16 protein-coding genes are annotated in these 14879 nt (G+C 60.7%); 8 read left to right on the forward strand and 8 right to left on the reverse strand.

The window, feature by feature from the left end; genetic code table 11:
• Positions 1–2 precede the first annotated feature (2 nt).
• Positions 3–1145, reverse strand: coding sequence for an acyl-CoA dehydrogenase family protein (locus ACR0MM_RS01925; protein ID WP_170528437.1), 1143 nt, complete (start codon positions 1143–1145; stop codon positions 3–5).
• A gap of 174 nt (positions 1146–1319) precedes the next feature.
• Between ACR0MM_RS01925 and ACR0MM_RS01930 the strand changes: the two genes are divergently transcribed.
• The gene (locus ACR0MM_RS01930) at positions 1320–2177 is read left to right on the forward strand and encodes a hypothetical protein (protein ID WP_480694125.1); all 858 of its coding nucleotides are present in this window, start codon (positions 1320–1322) and stop codon (positions 2175–2177) included.
• 3 nt (positions 2178–2180) lie between these two features.
• Here ACR0MM_RS01930 and ACR0MM_RS01935 read toward each other — a convergent pair whose 3' ends face one another.
• Entirely contained in the window at positions 2181–3296 is a 1116-nt protein-coding gene (locus ACR0MM_RS01935; RefSeq protein WP_170339368.1) for a carboxylate-amine ligase, read from the reverse strand.
• Between the two features lie 143 nt (positions 3297–3439).
• Between ACR0MM_RS01935 and ACR0MM_RS01940 the strand changes: the two genes are divergently transcribed.
• Both ACR0MM_RS01940 and ACR0MM_RS01945 read left to right on the forward strand, forming a co-directional pair.
• On the forward strand, positions 3440–4285 hold the full coding sequence (locus tag ACR0MM_RS01940) for a class I SAM-dependent methyltransferase (protein ID WP_480694127.1): 846 nt from the start codon (positions 3440–3442) through the stop codon (positions 4283–4285).
• A gap of 75 nt (positions 4286–4360) precedes the next feature.
• Positions 4361–4837, forward strand: coding sequence for a fasciclin domain-containing protein (locus ACR0MM_RS01945; RefSeq protein ID WP_170339366.1), 477 nt, complete (start codon positions 4361–4363; stop codon positions 4835–4837).
• Positions 4838–4893: 56 nt separating this feature from the next.
• Here ACR0MM_RS01945 and ACR0MM_RS01950 read toward each other — a convergent pair whose 3' ends face one another.
• Positions 4894–5490: a L,D-transpeptidase gene (locus ACR0MM_RS01950; protein ID WP_437342527.1), complete on the reverse strand. Its 597-nt coding sequence runs from the start codon at positions 5488–5490 to the stop codon at positions 4894–4896.
• A gap of 1 nt (position 5491) precedes the next feature.
• Between ACR0MM_RS01950 and ACR0MM_RS01955 the strand changes: the two genes are divergently transcribed.
• A complete protein-coding gene (locus ACR0MM_RS01955; RefSeq protein WP_170431936.1) occupies positions 5492–5683 on the forward strand; it encodes a hypothetical protein in 192 nt (63 codons plus the stop codon).
• A 28-nt stretch (positions 5684–5711) separates the two neighbouring features.
• On the opposite strand, the gene ACR0MM_RS01960 is transcribed toward ACR0MM_RS01955, so the two are convergent.
• Positions 5712–7211 (reverse strand): CoA-acylating methylmalonate-semialdehyde dehydrogenase, encoded by a 1500-nt coding sequence (locus tag ACR0MM_RS01960; protein WP_170357673.1) that lies wholly within the window; start codon positions 7209–7211, stop codon positions 5712–5714.
• Between the two features lie 101 nt (positions 7212–7312).
• Here ACR0MM_RS01960 and ACR0MM_RS01965 point away from each other — a divergent pair, with 101 nt between their 5' ends.
• The 3 genes from ACR0MM_RS01965 (at position 7313) to coaD (ending at position 9291) form a co-directional block, all read left to right on the forward strand.
• Positions 7313–8215 (forward strand): LysR family transcriptional regulator, encoded by a 903-nt coding sequence (locus ACR0MM_RS01965; RefSeq protein WP_170363545.1) that lies wholly within the window; start codon positions 7313–7315, stop codon positions 8213–8215.
• A 61-nt stretch (positions 8216–8276) separates the two neighbouring features.
• Positions 8277–8714 (forward strand): CBS domain-containing protein, encoded by a 438-nt coding sequence (locus ACR0MM_RS01970; protein ID WP_093961953.1) that lies wholly within the window; start codon positions 8277–8279, stop codon positions 8712–8714.
• Positions 8715–8799: 85 nt separating this feature from the next.
• Positions 8800–9291, forward strand: a complete 492-nt coding sequence (gene coaD / locus ACR0MM_RS01975) for a pantetheine-phosphate adenylyltransferase (RefSeq protein ID WP_480694129.1) — start codon at positions 8800–8802, stop codon at positions 9289–9291.
• Here the strand turns inward: coaD and gap (ACR0MM_RS01980) are convergent.
• The 3 genes from gap (ACR0MM_RS01980) to gap (ACR0MM_RS01990) form a co-directional block, all read right to left on the reverse strand.
• Entirely contained in the window at positions 9283–10287 is a 1005-nt protein-coding gene (gap, locus tag ACR0MM_RS01980) for a type I glyceraldehyde-3-phosphate dehydrogenase (RefSeq protein ID WP_480694131.1), read from the reverse strand. The genes coaD and gap (ACR0MM_RS01980) overlap by 9 nt on opposite strands.
• Positions 10288–10379: 92 nt before the next feature.
• Positions 10380–10523 carry a hypothetical protein gene (locus tag ACR0MM_RS01985; protein ID WP_170338780.1) on the reverse strand — a complete coding sequence of 48 codons (144 nt, stop codon included), beginning with the start codon at positions 10521–10523 and terminating at the stop codon, positions 10380–10382.
• Positions 10524–10594: 71 nt separating this feature from the next.
• A complete protein-coding gene (gene gap, locus ACR0MM_RS01990; RefSeq protein ID WP_480694133.1) occupies positions 10595–11596 on the reverse strand; it encodes a type I glyceraldehyde-3-phosphate dehydrogenase in 1002 nt (333 codons plus the stop codon).
• A 182-nt stretch (positions 11597–11778) separates the two neighbouring features.
• Between gap (ACR0MM_RS01990) and ACR0MM_RS01995 the strand changes: the two genes are divergently transcribed.
• On the forward strand, positions 11779–12750 hold the full coding sequence (locus tag ACR0MM_RS01995) for a DUF808 domain-containing protein (RefSeq protein ID WP_170357679.1): 972 nt from the start codon (positions 11779–11781) through the stop codon (positions 12748–12750).
• A gap of 57 nt (positions 12751–12807) precedes the next feature.
• On the opposite strand, the gene tkt is transcribed toward ACR0MM_RS01995, so the two are convergent.
• Positions 12808–14829, reverse strand: coding sequence for a transketolase (tkt, locus tag ACR0MM_RS02000; protein WP_480694135.1), 2022 nt, complete (start codon positions 14827–14829; stop codon positions 12808–12810).
• Positions 14830–14879 lie beyond the last annotated feature (50 nt).

Genomic DNA, 14879 nt, shown 5'->3' on the forward strand with positions numbered 1-14879 from the left:
CCTCAGCGATGGGCGAGCAGTTGGCGGGCAACGATCACGCGCATGATCTCGTTCGTGCCTTCCAGAATTTGGTGCACCCGCAGATCGCGCACAAGCTTTTCGATGCCGTAGTCGGCCAGATAGCCGTAGCCGCCATGCAGCTGCAGGCACTGATCGACCACTTTCGATCCGGTCTCGGTCACGAATTTCTTGGCCATCGCGCAGAATTTGGTGGCGTCGGGCGTGCCCTGATCCAGCTTCCATGCGGCCTGACGCAGGAAGGTGCGGGCGGCCTGCAGTTCGATCTCCATGTCGGCCAGCCGGAATTGCAGGGCTTGAAACTGGTCGATGGTCTGGCCGAAGGCCTTCCGCTCGGACATGTACTGCAGCGTCATGTCCAGCCCCGCCTGCGCCGCGCCCAGCGAGCATGAGGCGATGTTCAGGCGCCCGCCATCCAGACCCATCATCGCGTATTTGAACCCGTCGCCCTCGGTCCCGACAAGGTTTTCGGCCGGGATCTTGCAGTCGTCGAACTGGACCTGCGCGGTGGGCTGGCTTTTCCAGCCCATCTTTTGTTCCAGTGCGCCGAAGCTGAGGCCCGGTGTGCCGTCCTCGACATAGACGGTCGAGATCCCCTTGGGCCCGTCGCCGCCTGTGCGGACCATGCAGACATAGGCATCGGAATAGCCGCCGCCCGAGATGAAGGCCTTGGTGCCGTTCAGCGTATAGCCCTCGTTGGTGCGCTCGGCCCGCGTCTTGAGCGCCGCCGCGTCCGACCCCGAGCCCGGTTCGGTCAGGCAATAGCTGAGCACCGTGTTCAGGCTGAGAACGTCGGGCATGATGCGCGATTTCAGTTCATCGCTGGCAAAGCTGTCCAGCATCTTGGCGCACATGTTGTGGATCGACAGAAAGGCCGCGACCGAGGGGCAGGCCATCGACAGCGCCTCGAACACCAGCGTGGCGTCCAGACGGGTCAAGCCCGAGCCGCCGCTTTCTTCGGACACGTACAGCCCGCCGAAGCCCAGTTCGCCGACCTTGGGCCACAGGTCCTTGGGGATGGTGCCCTCGGCCTCCCACTGGCGGGCGAAAGGTGCGATCTGTTCTTGCCCGAACGCGTAGGCCATATCGAAAATGGCCGTCTGTTCTTCGGTCAGCGCGAAATCCATGGCCGGTCTCCCCCTTGTGGCGACGTGAATTGAACGACTGTTTATTTATTGCGCAATCCTTACAGAAATTTTTCACGCGGAGCAAACCCCGTGATGCACATGCGCCGGATTTGGGTGATTGCCAAAAGGCGGTTATGCTGAGCCATTCGTTTTATTGATTGATCGGAGTTGTGGATGTCGAATTACAAGATGGCCGTGGTTGCGATACACGGAATGGGCAGCCAGTCGGTCGGACCGAACCAGCCGTCCTCGGTGCCGACGTTTTCGAGCGACTTGCACGACCGGGTGGGGCGGCAGTTGGGGCAGGACATGAGCAAAGTTGCCTGGCACGAGGTGATCTGGGCGCAAATCCTGCAGGGCCGGCAGATGGACTATCTGAACAGCATAAGCCCCTATACGGGCTATGACCGCACACGCCGTTTCGTTGTGTGCAACCTGTCTGACGCGGCATCCTATCGCCCGACCCCCGACGGCAGCGACAAGACCTATACCGCGATCCATGAACGAGTTGCGCAGGTGATACGCATCGTCCGGTTTCAGGTCGGCGAGCGCGCCCCCATCCTGATCGTCGCTCATTCCTTGGGTGGGCATATCATGTCGAACTACATCTATGACCTTCAGCGCCATCTGCGCCACGGTGGATTGCCGCAGCACGGCGTTCCGGTGGAGGACATGCAGACAGTGGCCGGGCTGGTCACGTTTGGCTGCAACATCCCGATCTTTCTGTTCGCCTATCCCGAACAGGACATCACGCCGATCCAACGCCCCAACCAGGAATTGCCACTGACCCTGCAATTCCATAACTGGTGGCAGAACTATTATGACAAGCACGACGTTCTTGGCTTTCCCCTCGGACCGATCGCGCCCAGCTATGGGCAGCTTGTCGGGACGGGTGAGATCACCGATCAGGCTATTCGGGTCGGGAATGTCCTCACCGGATGGAATCCGTTTTCGCACAATGGGTATTGGAAAGCCCGCAGCCTGTACGAGCCCGTGGCCGACCGGATCAGACAGATCCTGAATGCGGTATGAGCGTCACAGATCAGCGTGGAATTCGTCAATCAGGTGCCGGACCACGGCCTGGCCCGGATCGTCGCCATTGGCCAGCGCTTCGGCGTGAACGCGACGCTGTCGCGTGGCTGAGGTACCGCTCTCGGCAATCTGACGCAAACGGGCCAACTCGGCCATGGTGCCCAATGCTTCGGCATCTTCGGCCAGCATGCCCATCAACTCGCCCATCAGGTCGGGCATCGGTTTGATCGAGCGGTCTCCGAAATCGATCAGACCTTCGCCCACGCCGTAGCGCTGCGCGCGCCAACGGTTTTCGCCGATCAGGAACCGATCATATTGCCGCCAGCGCAGGTTGCGGTCTTTCAGGCGGCAGAGCATTCGGGTCAGTGCCTGCACCATGGCCGCAAGCGACAGCGCGTGTTCCATGCGAGGCTGCACATCCATGATCCGCGTCTCGAGCGTCGGATAGCTGTGCGACGGTCGAAGGTCCCACCAGATCTTCGAGGTATCCTCGATTACGCCCAATTCGACCAGGACACCGGTGGTGCGCTCGTATTCGGACCAGCTACCAAAAACAGGGGGCAGGCCGGTGCGGGGCAGGTTGTCGAACACCGTCAGGCGATACGAGGACAGCCCGGTATCCTGTCCGTTCCAGAAGGGTGATGAGGTTGAAAGCGCCAGGAGGTGGGGCAGAAAATAACACAGTTGCGGCAGGATATCGGCGCGCTGAGCGGGGTCGTCTACACCGACATGCACATGCATCCCGCAGATTAGCATGCGCCGGGCGACACCCCCCAGCGCGTGTTGCAGGTTGTCATACCGCTCTTTTCGCGTGTGGTGCTGGTCTTTCCAATCCGCAAACGGGTGGCAGGATACAGCGATGGGCGACAGGTTGTGCTCGGCAGCGCGCTTGGCGACACAGGACCTCAGCCGCCTGAGGTCCTCACGTGCGGACTTGACCGTCGTATGCGGGCGGGTCCCAACCTCGATCTGGCATTGCAGGAATTCCGGGCTGACCTGGCCTTCAAAATCCGCCTGGCAGGCCTGCATCAATGCCTCGGGCGCCTGAGCCAGCTGCAAGCTGTCGCGATCGACAAGCAGGTATTCCTCTTCGATGCCGATCGTGAAATCCTGCTGCATGTGCGGGCCTCCCGTTTCCTTTTGGGATCAGTGAATACGGAATCCGCTCTTTTGCCAAGGCTTTGGCGCCATCGACCTTGCGCTGACCCGTGTGCCAAAGGTAAGCACCGCAGAAGCCAGACAGATAATCGGAGCCGTGTGTCGTGAAACCCAGGAAATTCCCGAAGCTCAATGCATTCTTGGACAGGTTCGGCACACGGTTGATCGACAAGGCCCCCGAGCGGGATGAGCGGGCACGGCTTGAAGCATTCGAGCGGGCAGGCGGCCTGACCCGACCGGCCTATGCCCTGTCACCCGGGATGGAAGGGTTCGATATTGCCGAACTGGTCGTCGAGTATACGGTCCATGCCGAAGCACTGGCTGCTTTGAAGGATCCTGAGCGGAACCAGACCGGCTACCGGATCGGCAACGGGTACTACGACAGTCCGGACGCCGACGCTCTGTACTTGATGATCCGGCGGTTCAAGCCGAAACGCGTCGTCGAGGTCGGATGTGGAAACTCCACCCGAGTGACCCGGCAGGCCGTTCTAGACGGCGGCTTGGAAACCCGGATCACGGCGATCGACCCGTATCCGCGCGCAGAGATCGCGCATGTTGTTGATCAATTCGAACAAAAACGACTGGAAGAGGTCGACGCATCCGTGTTCGATCAGCTCGAGGCCGGAGACGTTCTGTTCATCGACTCGAGCCATGTCGTGCGCATGAGCAATGACGTAGCGCATCTGTTCTGCCGCATCATTCCGAACCTGAAACCGGGCGTCGTGATCCATGTCCACGATGTTTTTTTGCCCTATGAATACCCCAAGCGGTTTTTCTATGACTGCCCGGGTTGGGGCGAGCAGTACATGCTGCACGCTTTGCTGCAATCTGGTTCTTTTTCAATGCTTTGGCCCGGTTTTTACCTTCAGCAGGCGCGCCCCGATGCCGTCGAAGCGTTGCCTTTTCTGACTGGAGGCCGAGCGCAGAGTATCTGGGTTCAGAAGCGGTAAAGCAGATTTTTTCGTGATCCGCTTTTTGAAAGCGCGCGTACCCCTTTCCATATCACGCTGGAGAGGAGACTAAACATGTTCCGTCGTACATTCATGGGTGCCGCAGCCGCCGTCGCACTCGCACTGCCGATGAAAGCCCAAGCCGCAGACATCGTGGACACCGCAGTTTCGGCCGGGTCGTTCAACACGCTGGTTGCCGCTGTTCAGGCCGCCGGTCTGGTGGACACGCTGAAGGGCAAAGGCCCCTTCACGGTGTTCGCGCCCACCGATGAAGCGTTCGCCGCTCTGCCCGAGGGCACTGTCGAGACGCTGCTGATGCCCGAAAACAAGGATCAGTTGGTCGCCATCCTGACCTATCACGTTGTGCCGGCTAAAGTGATGTCGGGTGACATCGCTGGTAAGCGGGCCAAGGTTCTGACCGTTCAGGGCGAACGTCTGAGCGTCAATGCCAAGAACGGCGTCAAGGTCGACGGAGCGAATGTCGTTCAGGCCGACATCGAGGCAAGCAACGGCGTCATCCACGTCGTCGACACTGTTCTGATCCCCGAGTAATCAAGACACTCGCCACAAAATCAAAGCCCCGGTCGATCGGCCGGGGCTTTGTCGTTTCAAAGCAGTCTGACTTTTGTTCCGATTTGGACCAGAGGATACAGTTCCTCGACATGCTGGTTGTACAACCCGATACACCCGGATGAACTTTGGCGTCCGATCTTTCGGGTGTCATGTGTGCCATGCACCAGGTAAGCCGGCCAGGACAGGTACATTGCGCGGGTTCCAAGTGGGTTGCCTGGATCTCCACCTTCCATGCGGACCGGCAGGTTGGGATCGCGCTCGCGCATCGATGCGGTCGGCGTCCAGCTGGGGTTTTCCGCTTTGCGCACGACTTCGGTGTAGCCGCGTTTGGTCAGCTCTTCGCTCATGGGAACCGAGCTGGGGTACAGCTTGTAGGTACCGTCAGGACCCCAGTAATGCACCGCCCGGCTGGTGATGTCTGCCAGCAAGCAGCCCACGCCCAGTTCATCGAAGTGATCCTGCCAGTCCTGCTTGGAAAAGGACGATACGTTGCGGCGAACGGGAAGCTGAGTACTGATCGCCTCTTCGGTTTGAGGGAAGGCGTCCTGGCTCTGCGCCCGCAACAAGGTCGGCGACGCCAATACGGATGCAACCCCCAAAAGGGCCGAGCGGCGGGAAATTCTGGTTGTCACGATGGCCTCCTGGCGACTGACTGCTCGAATTTTCGGCCAATTTATGCCGGGCAGTGAGGTGAAGCCAGAGGTCGGTGCTGAAATTCTCGTGAACGCGTGCCGGATTGCGCAGTTTTTTGCCAAGCAAAAGGTGCACAAGGTGACGGTTGGCGAATTGGGTTTGCCTGCGGACAAAAAGGCCGCCCCAATTTAGGGCGGCCTTTGCTCGTAAAATCAGTTTGTTAATCCATCGCTTTGAAGTTGAACTCGCCACCTTCTTTGATGCCCGACGGCCAGCGCGACGTCACGGTCTTGGTGCGGGTGTAGAACTTGAAGCTGTCGGGGCCGTGCTGGTTCAGGTCTCCGAACATGGATTTCTTCCAGCCTCCGAAGGTGTGATAGGCCAGCGGCACCGGGATCGGGACGTTGATACCAACCATGCCGATATTGACCCGGCTGGCGAAATCACGGGCGGTGTCGCCGTCGCGGGTGAAGATCGCGGTGCCGTTGCCGTATTCATGGTCCATCGCCAGCTTCAGCGCCTCTTCGTACGATCCGGCGCGGACGGTGGACAGAACGGGGCCGAAGATCTCCTGTTTGTAGATGTCCATGTCAGGGGTGACATGGTCGAACAGGTGGGGGCCGACAAAGAAACCGTCTTCATAGCCCTGCAGCTTGAAGTCGCGGTTGTCGACGACCAGTTTCGCGCCCTGTTCCACGCCCGAATTGATCAGGCCCAGGATGCGTTCCTTGGCGGCGGCGGTCACGACGGGCCCCATATCGACGTCGTCGCCCGCGGTATAGGGGCCGACCTTCAGCTTTTCGATGCGCGGCACCAACTTCTCGATCAGCGCGTCAGCGGTTTCCTCGCCCACCGGAACGGCCACCGAAACGGCCATGCAGCGTTCGCCGGCAGCGCCGAAACCGGCGCCCACCAGCGCGTCGGCGGCCTGATCCAGGTCGGCGTCGGGCATGACGATCATGTGGTTCTTGGCCCCGCCAAAACACTGGGCGCGTTTGCCGTTCGCCGTGGCGCGCGAATAGATGTACTGCGCGATGGGGGTCGAGCCGACGAAGGACACACCCTGAATGATCTCGCTGTCCAGCAGGGTGTCCACGGCCTCTTTGTCGCCGTTGACGACTTGGAACACACCTTTGGGCAGACCGGCCTCGACGAACAGTTCGGCCAGCATCAGCGGTACCGATGGGTCACGTTCCGAGGGCTTCAGCACCACCGCGTTGCCGCAGGCCAGTGCAGGGCCGACATGCCACAAGGGCATCATGGCCGGGAAGTTGAACGGCATGATGGCGGCGACAACGCCCAGCGGCTGGCGCATGGAATACATGTCGATGCCGGGGCCGGCGCTGTCGGTGAATTCACCCTTCAGCATCTGCGGGGCGCCGATGCAGTATTCGATTACCTCAAGCCCGCGCTGCAGGTCGCCTTTGGCGTCGGGCAGGGTCTTGCCGTGCTCGCGGCTCAGCGCTTCGGCCAGCTTTTCCATGTCGCGATGCATCAGGTGGACCATCTGCATCATCACGCGGGCGCGCTTTTGCGGGTTGGTCGCGCCCCATGCGGGCTGGGCTGCAGCGGCGTGTTCGATTGCTGCCGTCGTCTCGGCAGCGCTGGCCATCGGGCATTTGTACTGAACCTCGCCCGTGGCGGGGTTGTAGACGTCGTCAAATCGACCGGATGTGCCGGGCGTGTATTCGCCGTTGATGAAATGGGTCAGGTCTTGCATCGCAAACTCCTCCGCTGAATTTGCGCGCAGCATAGGCTTGCATAAATCTCATGAACAGAGGCAATATCCCAAAAGAGTTTTGCAAAAATGCAGGGGTGGGGATGGATCCGAACTGGGATGACATGCGCGTATTCCTGGCGGTTGCGCGCGAGGAAAGCCTGTCTTCGGCCGGGCGGTTATTAAAGATCGACCCGGCGACAGTGGGGCGGCGGGTTTCCCGGTTGGAAGCAGCACTGAAAGCGCCGCTTTTCACGAAGTCACCGCAGGGCTACGTACTGACCTCGGCCGGAGAGCGACTGTTCGAGCACGCTCAAGGCGCTGAGGAGGCGATGCGCGCAGCGGCTGGCGCGATGGAAGGCGCGACCAAGTCGCTGAGTGGTCAAATCCGGATCGGTGCTCCGGACGGAAGCGCCAACTATCTGCTGCCACAAGTCTGCGCCAAAATCAGCGACTCGAATCCCGACCTGGACATACAGATCCTGGCCTTGCCGCGGATCATCAACCTGTCGCGCCGCGAGGCGGATATGGCCATCACCGTCAGCGCCCCGACGGCCGGCAAGCTGCTGGTGCAAAAGATCAGCGACTACAAGCTGCATATGGTGGCAACAGCCGGCTACCTTTCGCGGCATGGACCCATTCGCTCGGTCAGTGAGCTGAAGGGTCACCGCATGATCGGTTATATCCCGGACATGATCTTCGACCGCGAGCTCGATTATCTCAACGATCTGGGTATTGATCGTGTCCCACTTGCATCGAACTCGGTCTCGGTGCAGTTGCGGCAAGCCTCGCTGGGTACCGGGGTATGTATCGCGCATGACTTCACGTTGCCGTTCCATCCTCAGCTGAAAAAAATTCTGACGGATCAAGTCAGTCTGACGCGCAGCTTTCACCTGGTTCGCCATCAGGGTGATCAACGCAACGAACGGTTGAACCGATTTGCAGAAGCGCTCAGCCGGGGAATTCGCGACGAAGTTGCGCGGCTGGAAGCCGAAGCCCAAGCTTGACAGGTTGATCTAATCGGGCAACGCTTTGGAAAACGGGAAAATTATTTCGGAGGTATTGCCCATGCTTGTACAGGCCATTCTGAAGTCCAAGTCGACGGACGGGGTTGTGACGGTGGCGCCTTCGATGACCGTGTCCGACGCGGCAAAGATTCTGGCCGATAAGCGCATTGGTACGGTGATCGTATCGGAGGACGATGGCGAAACCGCAGCCGGCATCCTCTCGGAACGCGATATCGTGCGGGAATTGGCCGCCAGTGGCAGCGGGTGCCTGACACAGCCGGTCAGCGCCTACATGACCAAGAAACTGGTGACCGCCACCCAACAGGACAAGGTGCAGGACGTTCTCGCTCGTATGACCGAAGGTCGGTTCCGCCACATGCCGATTGTCGAAGATGGCAAACTGATTGGGATCGTCACTCTGGGCGACGTCGTAAAAGCGCAATTGTCCGAACTGGCCATGGAAAAAGATGCCCTGCAGGGCATGATCATGGGGCACTAGCCCCATCTGACGACATTGCGGCCTCTTGCAGCTGCGCAAAACTTGTGTTTGCTTGCGCAGAAATTTTCTTGCTCAGGAGGGCGCGATGCGGGTTGGATTATATCCGGGAACCTTTGACCCCATCACCATGGGTCATATCGATATCATCCGCCGGGCAGCCATGCTGGTCGACAAGCTGGTGATCGGCGTCGCGATCAACCGCGACAAGGGTCCGCTGTTCTCGCTCGAAGAGCGGGTGGCCATGATCGAGGCGGAATGCGCCTACCTGACCGATCAGACCGGCACTGAAATTGTTGCGCATCCGTTCGAAAACCTGCTGATAGACTGCGCCCGGGACGTAGGGGCGCAGATCATCGTACGCGGCCTGCGTGCTGTTGCCGATTTCGAATATGAATTTCAGATGGTTGGGATGAACCGGGCGCTCGACGATTCGATCGAGACCGTGTTCCTGATGGCCGAAGCCCGACACCAGGCGATTGCCTCGAAACTGGTCAAGGAAATCGCCCGGCTGGGTGGGGACGTGTCGAAATTCGTCACGCCCCAGGTCAATATCGCACTGAAAGAGCGGTTAGGTTAGGGCGCCCATCGCGGCAGCGGTGTCCAGCATCCGGTTCGAGAAACCCCACTCGTTGTCATACCAGGCCAGAACGCGAACCAGCGTGCCGTCGGTCACTTTGGTTTCGGCCAACGACACGGTCGAGCTGTGGGAATCATGGTTGAAATCGATGGAGATCAACGGGCGGGTTTCCGCGGCCAGAACGGTCGGGATCTTGGCCGCGGCCTCGGTGAACAGGGCGTTGACCTCGTCTTCGGTAGTGGGGCGCGATACCTCGACTACCAGATCGACAACCGAGACGTTCGGGGTTGGAACCCGGATCGCCTGACCGGTCAGTTTGCCTTGCAGTTGCGGCAGAACCAGCCCCACGGCCGAGGCGGCGCCGGTGGTGGTCGGGATCATCGACAGGGCCGCCGCGCGCGACAGGTACGGGTCCTTGCCGGCGGTGTCATGCACCGGCTGGCTGGCGGTATAGGCGTGCACCGTGGTCATGTTGCCGTGCACGATACCCAAGCCCGCATCCAGCGCGGCAGCGACCGGCGACAGGCAGTTGGTGGTGCAGGATGCGTTGGAAACCACGGTGTCGGCGGCGGTCAGCTCGTGGTCGTTCACGCCGAACACCACTGTTTTAACCTCGCCATCCCCGCGCGCCGGCGCCGAGATCAGAACCTTTTTCGCGCCGTTCTTGAAATGGCGAGATGCAGCTTCGCGCGTGCGGAACACGCCGGTGCATTCCAGAACCACGTCGACGTCCGACCAATCCAGCGCCTCGGGGTCGCGCTCGTTGGTCAGCCGGATCGGGCCGGCGCCTACGTCCAGCCCGGCCTCGCTCAGGGTGACCGGCTTGGTGTAGCGGCCATGCACGCTGTCGAACTCGAACAGATGCGCATTCATTTCCGGCTTGGCGAGGTCGTTGATCGCGACGATCTGCACATCCGTACGACCGCTTTCCATCAAGCCGCGCAGGACACCGCGCCCGATCCGTCCAAATCCGTTGATTGCAAGTTTGAGTGTCATGTCGCGCTCCGTCTGAATGGCCGCTAAGCCGCGATTGAAATCAGTTAGCGCTAACAAAGGCAGTCAGGCGAAAATGTCAAGCAAAACCTCTGTCAGCGCCAGAACGCGACCCAGTCGAGAAAGTCGTAGAACTTCTTGCCGAGGAACAGGAGATGCTCGGTTCCAAACAGCGCGAAGTCCAGCATCAGACCGCCAAGAATAAGGACTCCCAGCCAGATCGCGATTTGGTTTGTCATTGCTGCTCCGAACAAAAAAGCCCGCCCAGATAACCTGAGCGGGCGACGCGGTTCAAGCGGTCTTGATGGGATCAGTTAAGCCGTCCCATGGCGACGGCCACATCGGCCATGCGTACCGAGAAGCCCCATTCGTTGTCGTACCACGCCAGCACGCGGACCATGCGGCCGTCTACGACGCGGGTCTGGTCTGGCGCGAAGATCGAGCTTTCCTCGGTGTGGTTGAAATCGGTCGACACCAGGGGGGCGGGTTCATAGCCCAGAACGCGCTGCATCGGCCCCTTGGCGGCCTCGGCGACGATGGCGTTGACCTCATCGACGGTCACCTCGCGCGAGGCGCGGAAGGTCAGGTCGACGGCCGACACGTTCGGCGTGGGCACGCGAATGGCCGAGCCGTCCAGACGCCCTTTGAGGTTCGGCAGAACCTCGCCCAGCGCCTTGGCGGCACCGGTGCTGGTGGGGATCATCGACATGGCGGCGGCGCGGGCGCGGTACAGGTCGCTGTGGCGGCGGTCCAGCGTGGGCTGGTCGCCGGTATAGGCGTGGATCGTGGTCATGATGCCGTTTTCAATGCCGATACCTTCGTCCAGCACCTTGGCAAGCGGGGCAAGGCAATTCGTGGTGCAGGACCCGTTCGAGACCATGTTGTCATTCGCGGTCAGTGTATTGTGGTTCACTCCGAACACGATCGTCTTGTCCACGTTCTTGCCCGGGGCCGACAGCAGAACCTTTTGCGCGCCACGTTCAAGGTGTGTTTTCGCCTTCAGCCCGTCGTTGAACTTGCCGGTGCATTCCAGAACGACGTCGCAGCCTTCCCAGTCCAGCTCGTTCATATCGTAGGTCGAGAACATCTGCATCGGCCCGCGACCCAGGTCCATCGTGTTGCCGCTGATCGAAACGTCGCGCGGAAAGCGGCCGTGGATGCTGTCGTATTTCAGCAGATGCGCCGAGGTTTCAAGCGGTCCGGTGGCGTTGACCTTGATCACTTCGATGTCGTTGCGGCCTGACGCGGCAATGTGCGACAGGGTACAGCGGCCGATGCGGCCAAAACCATTGATGCCGACCTTGATGGTCATGTGACGTCTCCAAATCCGCTTGTGTTCCGGGCGATATAGCGATGATCGGTCCATCTAAAAAGATAGAAAATACCATATTTGCAATGTGTTAGCGCAAACTTGGCGTGGTTGCGCTAACGCTTGCGCTAGCTGTCGGATCGGTTAGTGTCCAAAGTGCGACGGATGAACGGAAAGGATGCGGCATGAGCGGATTGCTGGCCCTGTTGGACGATGTGGCGGGAATCGCCAAGGTGGCGGCGGCCTCGGTCGACGATGTGGCGGCGGCCGCCGGCAAGGCGGGGGCCAAGACCGCGGGCGTGATCATCGATGACGCGGCCGTTACGCCGAAATACGTCCAAGGGTTTGCTCCGGCGCGCGAGTTGCCGATCATCTGGCGCATCGCGCGCGGGTCGATGTTCAACAAGGTCATTCTGCTGCTGCCTGTGGCGCTGTTGCTGGCGAACTTCGCGCCGTGGCTGATAACGCCCTTGCTGATGATCGGCGGCTCATACCTGTGTTTCGAGGGCGCCGAGAAGATTTTTCACGTGCTGTTCCCGCATGGCAGCCACGTGATCGAAGAGGACATGAACGTCCGTGATCCGGGTCATCTGGAGGAGCAGAAGATCAAAGGGGCGATCAAGACCGATTTCATCCTGTCGGCCGAGATCATGACCATCGCTCTTTCTGCAATCGAGGCCCCGAATGTCTGGATGCAGGCCGCAACGCTGGCCGTGGTGGGGATCGGTGTCACGGTGGCCGTCTATGGCTCGGTCGCGTTGATCGTCAAAATGGATGATGTCGGTCTTTATCTGGCAAAGAACGCGCCAACGCCGATTGGCCGCGGGCTGGGCCGCGGGCTGGTCAAGGCGATGCCAAAGGTCATGAAGACCCTGTCAGTCGTGGGTACGGCGGCGATGCTGTGGGTTGGCGGCTCGATCATGATCCATGGGCTCGAGGTGCTGGGCTTTGGCTGGCTGGGGCACCACATCCACGATTGGGCCTATGCGGCCGGTCATGCCGTGTCCGATCAATGGGTCGGCGCGGTGGAGTGGATCAGCAAGGCTGCGATGGACGGCGTGTTCGGGCTGGCCTGGGGGTTCGTTCTGATCCCGTTGGCGACCAAGGTCATCGCACCGCTGTGGCCCAAAAAGGCAGAGCAGACAGCCGACCATTGAGGTCCAAAAGAAAAGGGCGGCACGATGGCCGCCCTTTGATTGCTCGGATCGGCTGGATCAGCCCAGCAATTCCTTGACCTTGGCAACCGTCGCCTCGGCGGTGATGCCGAAATGCTTGTACAGTTCGCCTGCGGGAGCGGACGCGCCAAAGCTCGACATGCCGATGAAACCGGCCTTGGCCTCGCGGCCACGCTCGCCCAGCAGCCAGCGGTCCCAGCCGCCGGCACGGACGGCGGCCTCGATACCGACGCGGACGGGGCCGGCGGGCAGGACCTTCTTGCGATAGGCTTCGTCCTGCTCGGCGAACAGCTCCATGCAGGGCATCGAAACGACGCGGGTGCCGATCCCTTCGGCCTCGAGCATCGCCTTGGCCTCCATGGCCAGCGACACCTCGGACCCGGTGGCGATCAGGATCGCCTGACGCTTGCCCTCGGCCTCGGCCAGAACATAGGCGCCCTGGGCGGTCAGGTTCTTGGCCTTGTGCTGGGTGCGCACGGTCGGCACGCCCTGGCGGGTCAGCGACAGCACCGAGGGGCTGTCCTTGAAGGTCAGCGCCAGTTCCCAGGCCTCGGCGGTCTCGACGGTGTCGGCAGGGCGGAACACATAGGTGTTCGGCGTCGCGCGCGAGATCGCCAAATGCTCGACCGGTTGGTGCGTCGGGCCGTCTTCGCCCAGACCGATCGAGTCATGGGTCATCACGAAAACGCTGGGGATCTTCATCAGCGCGGCCAGACGCATCGACGGGCGCGCATAGTCGGTGAAGGCCATGAAAGTGCCGCCATAGGGGCGGATGCCACCATGCAGCGCCATGCCGTTCATCGCCGCGGCCATGCCGTGTTCACGGATGCCGTAGTGGATATAGCGGCCCTTGCGGTTTTCAGGAAGGAATACGCCCATATCGGCTGATTTGGTGTTGTTCGACCCGGTCAGGTCCGCCGAACCGCCGACCGTCTCGGTCATGATCGGGTTTACGACGTTCAGCACCTTTTCCGACGAGGCGCGGGTGGCCAGCTTGGGTTGATCCTCGGAAACCTGCTTTTTGAAGGCACGGATGGCGCCAGCCAGCTTCTTCGGCGCCTCGAACGCGTAGGCGCGGTTGAACTCGGCCTGCTTTCGCTCGGACAGTTGGGCAAAACGTTCTTCCCACGCTTTCCGTTCCATTGCGCCACGCGCGCCGATTGCTTCCCACGCGGATTTCACCTCGGTCGGAATTTCGAACGGTCCGTGCGGCCAGCCATATGCATCCTTGGCGGCCTGCAGCTGTTCGGCATCGGTCAATGCACCGTGACCTTTCGAGGTATCCTGCGCGGCATGCCCCAACGCGATATGGCTTTCGCAGGCGATCATGGTCGGTTTCTTCGACGCTTTTGCCTGCACAATCGCCGCATCGATGGCCTTGGGGTCGTGGCCGTCAATCTCGACCACATGCCAGCCTGAAGCGGCGAACCGGCGCACCTGATCAGTGCGGTCAGCAATGTCGACGGTGCCGTCGATGGTGATGTTGTTGTTGTCCCAGAACACGATCAGCTTGCTGAGCTCGTGCCGACCGGCCAGGGTGATGGCCTCCTGGCTGACACCTTCCATCAGGCAGCCGTCACCGGCGATCACATAGGTGTAGTGGTCGACAACCTTTTTGCCGTAATGAGCCCGCTGGATTTCTTCGGCCATCGCAAAACCGACGGCATTGGCAATTCCTTGCCCAAGAGGGCCAGTGGTGGTTTCGACACCGTCAATCAGGAAGTTTTCCGGGTGGCCGGCGGTTTTCGCGCCCAGTTGGCGGAAGTTCTTGATCTCGTCCAGAGTAACTGCGCTGTAGCCCGTCAGGTAGAGCAGGGAATAGATCAGCATCGAGCCATGGCCAGCCGACAGGATGAACCGGTCGCGGTCAGGCCAGTTTGGGGCCGAGGCGTCGAATTTCAGGTGTTTTTCAAACAACACGGTCGCGACGTCGGCCATGCCCATCGGCATTCCGGAATGGCCGGAATTGGCGGCGGCGACAGCATCAAGGGTCAGGGTGCGAATGGCCGCAGCCTTCGCCCAGTGTTCAGGGTTGGCATTGCGCAGCGCAGTCAGGTCCACGGGTGTTGTTCCTTTGGATTACGGCAGATTGCGGGCTGAATACCATCCAC

The organism is Ruegeria sp. BC6, from assembly GCF_056539185.1.

What these genes read in the sequence shown, in the direction of transcription:
- ACR0MM_RS01925 (WP_170528437.1), bottom strand. Translation starts at nt 1,145, where the DNA reads ATGGATTTCGCGCTGACCGAAGAACAGACGGCCATTTTCGATATGGCC.
- ACR0MM_RS01930 (WP_480694125.1), top strand. Translation starts at nt 1,320, where the DNA reads ATGTCGAATTACAAGATGGCCGTGGTTGCGATACACGGAATGGGCAGC.
- ACR0MM_RS01935 (WP_170339368.1), bottom strand. Translation starts at nt 3,296, where the DNA reads ATGCAGCAGGATTTCACGATCGGCATCGAAGAGGAATACCTGCTTGTC.
- ACR0MM_RS01945 (WP_170339366.1), top strand. Translation starts at nt 4,361, where the DNA reads ATGTTCCGTCGTACATTCATGGGTGCCGCAGCCGCCGTCGCACTCGCA.
- ACR0MM_RS01955 (WP_170431936.1), top strand. Translation starts at nt 5,492, where the DNA reads ATGGCCTCCTGGCGACTGACTGCTCGAATTTTCGGCCAATTTATGCCG.
- ACR0MM_RS01960 (WP_170357673.1), bottom strand. Translation starts at nt 7,211, where the DNA reads ATGCAAGACCTGACCCATTTCATCAACGGCGAATACACGCCCGGCACA.
- ACR0MM_RS01965 (WP_170363545.1), top strand. Translation starts at nt 7,313, where the DNA reads ATGGATCCGAACTGGGATGACATGCGCGTATTCCTGGCGGTTGCGCGC.
- ACR0MM_RS01970 (WP_093961953.1), top strand. Translation starts at nt 8,277, where the DNA reads ATGCTTGTACAGGCCATTCTGAAGTCCAAGTCGACGGACGGGGTTGTG.
- coaD (WP_480694129.1), top strand. Translation starts at nt 8,800, where the DNA reads ATGCGGGTTGGATTATATCCGGGAACCTTTGACCCCATCACCATGGGT.
- gap (WP_480694131.1), bottom strand. Translation starts at nt 10,287, where the DNA reads ATGACACTCAAACTTGCAATCAACGGATTTGGACGGATCGGGCGCGGT.
- ACR0MM_RS01985 (WP_170338780.1), bottom strand. Translation starts at nt 10,523, where the DNA reads ATGACAAACCAAATCGCGATCTGGCTGGGAGTCCTTATTCTTGGCGGT.
- gap (WP_480694133.1), bottom strand. Translation starts at nt 11,596, where the DNA reads ATGACCATCAAGGTCGGCATCAATGGTTTTGGCCGCATCGGCCGCTGT.
- ACR0MM_RS01995 (WP_170357679.1), top strand. Translation starts at nt 11,779, where the DNA reads ATGAGCGGATTGCTGGCCCTGTTGGACGATGTGGCGGGAATCGCCAAG.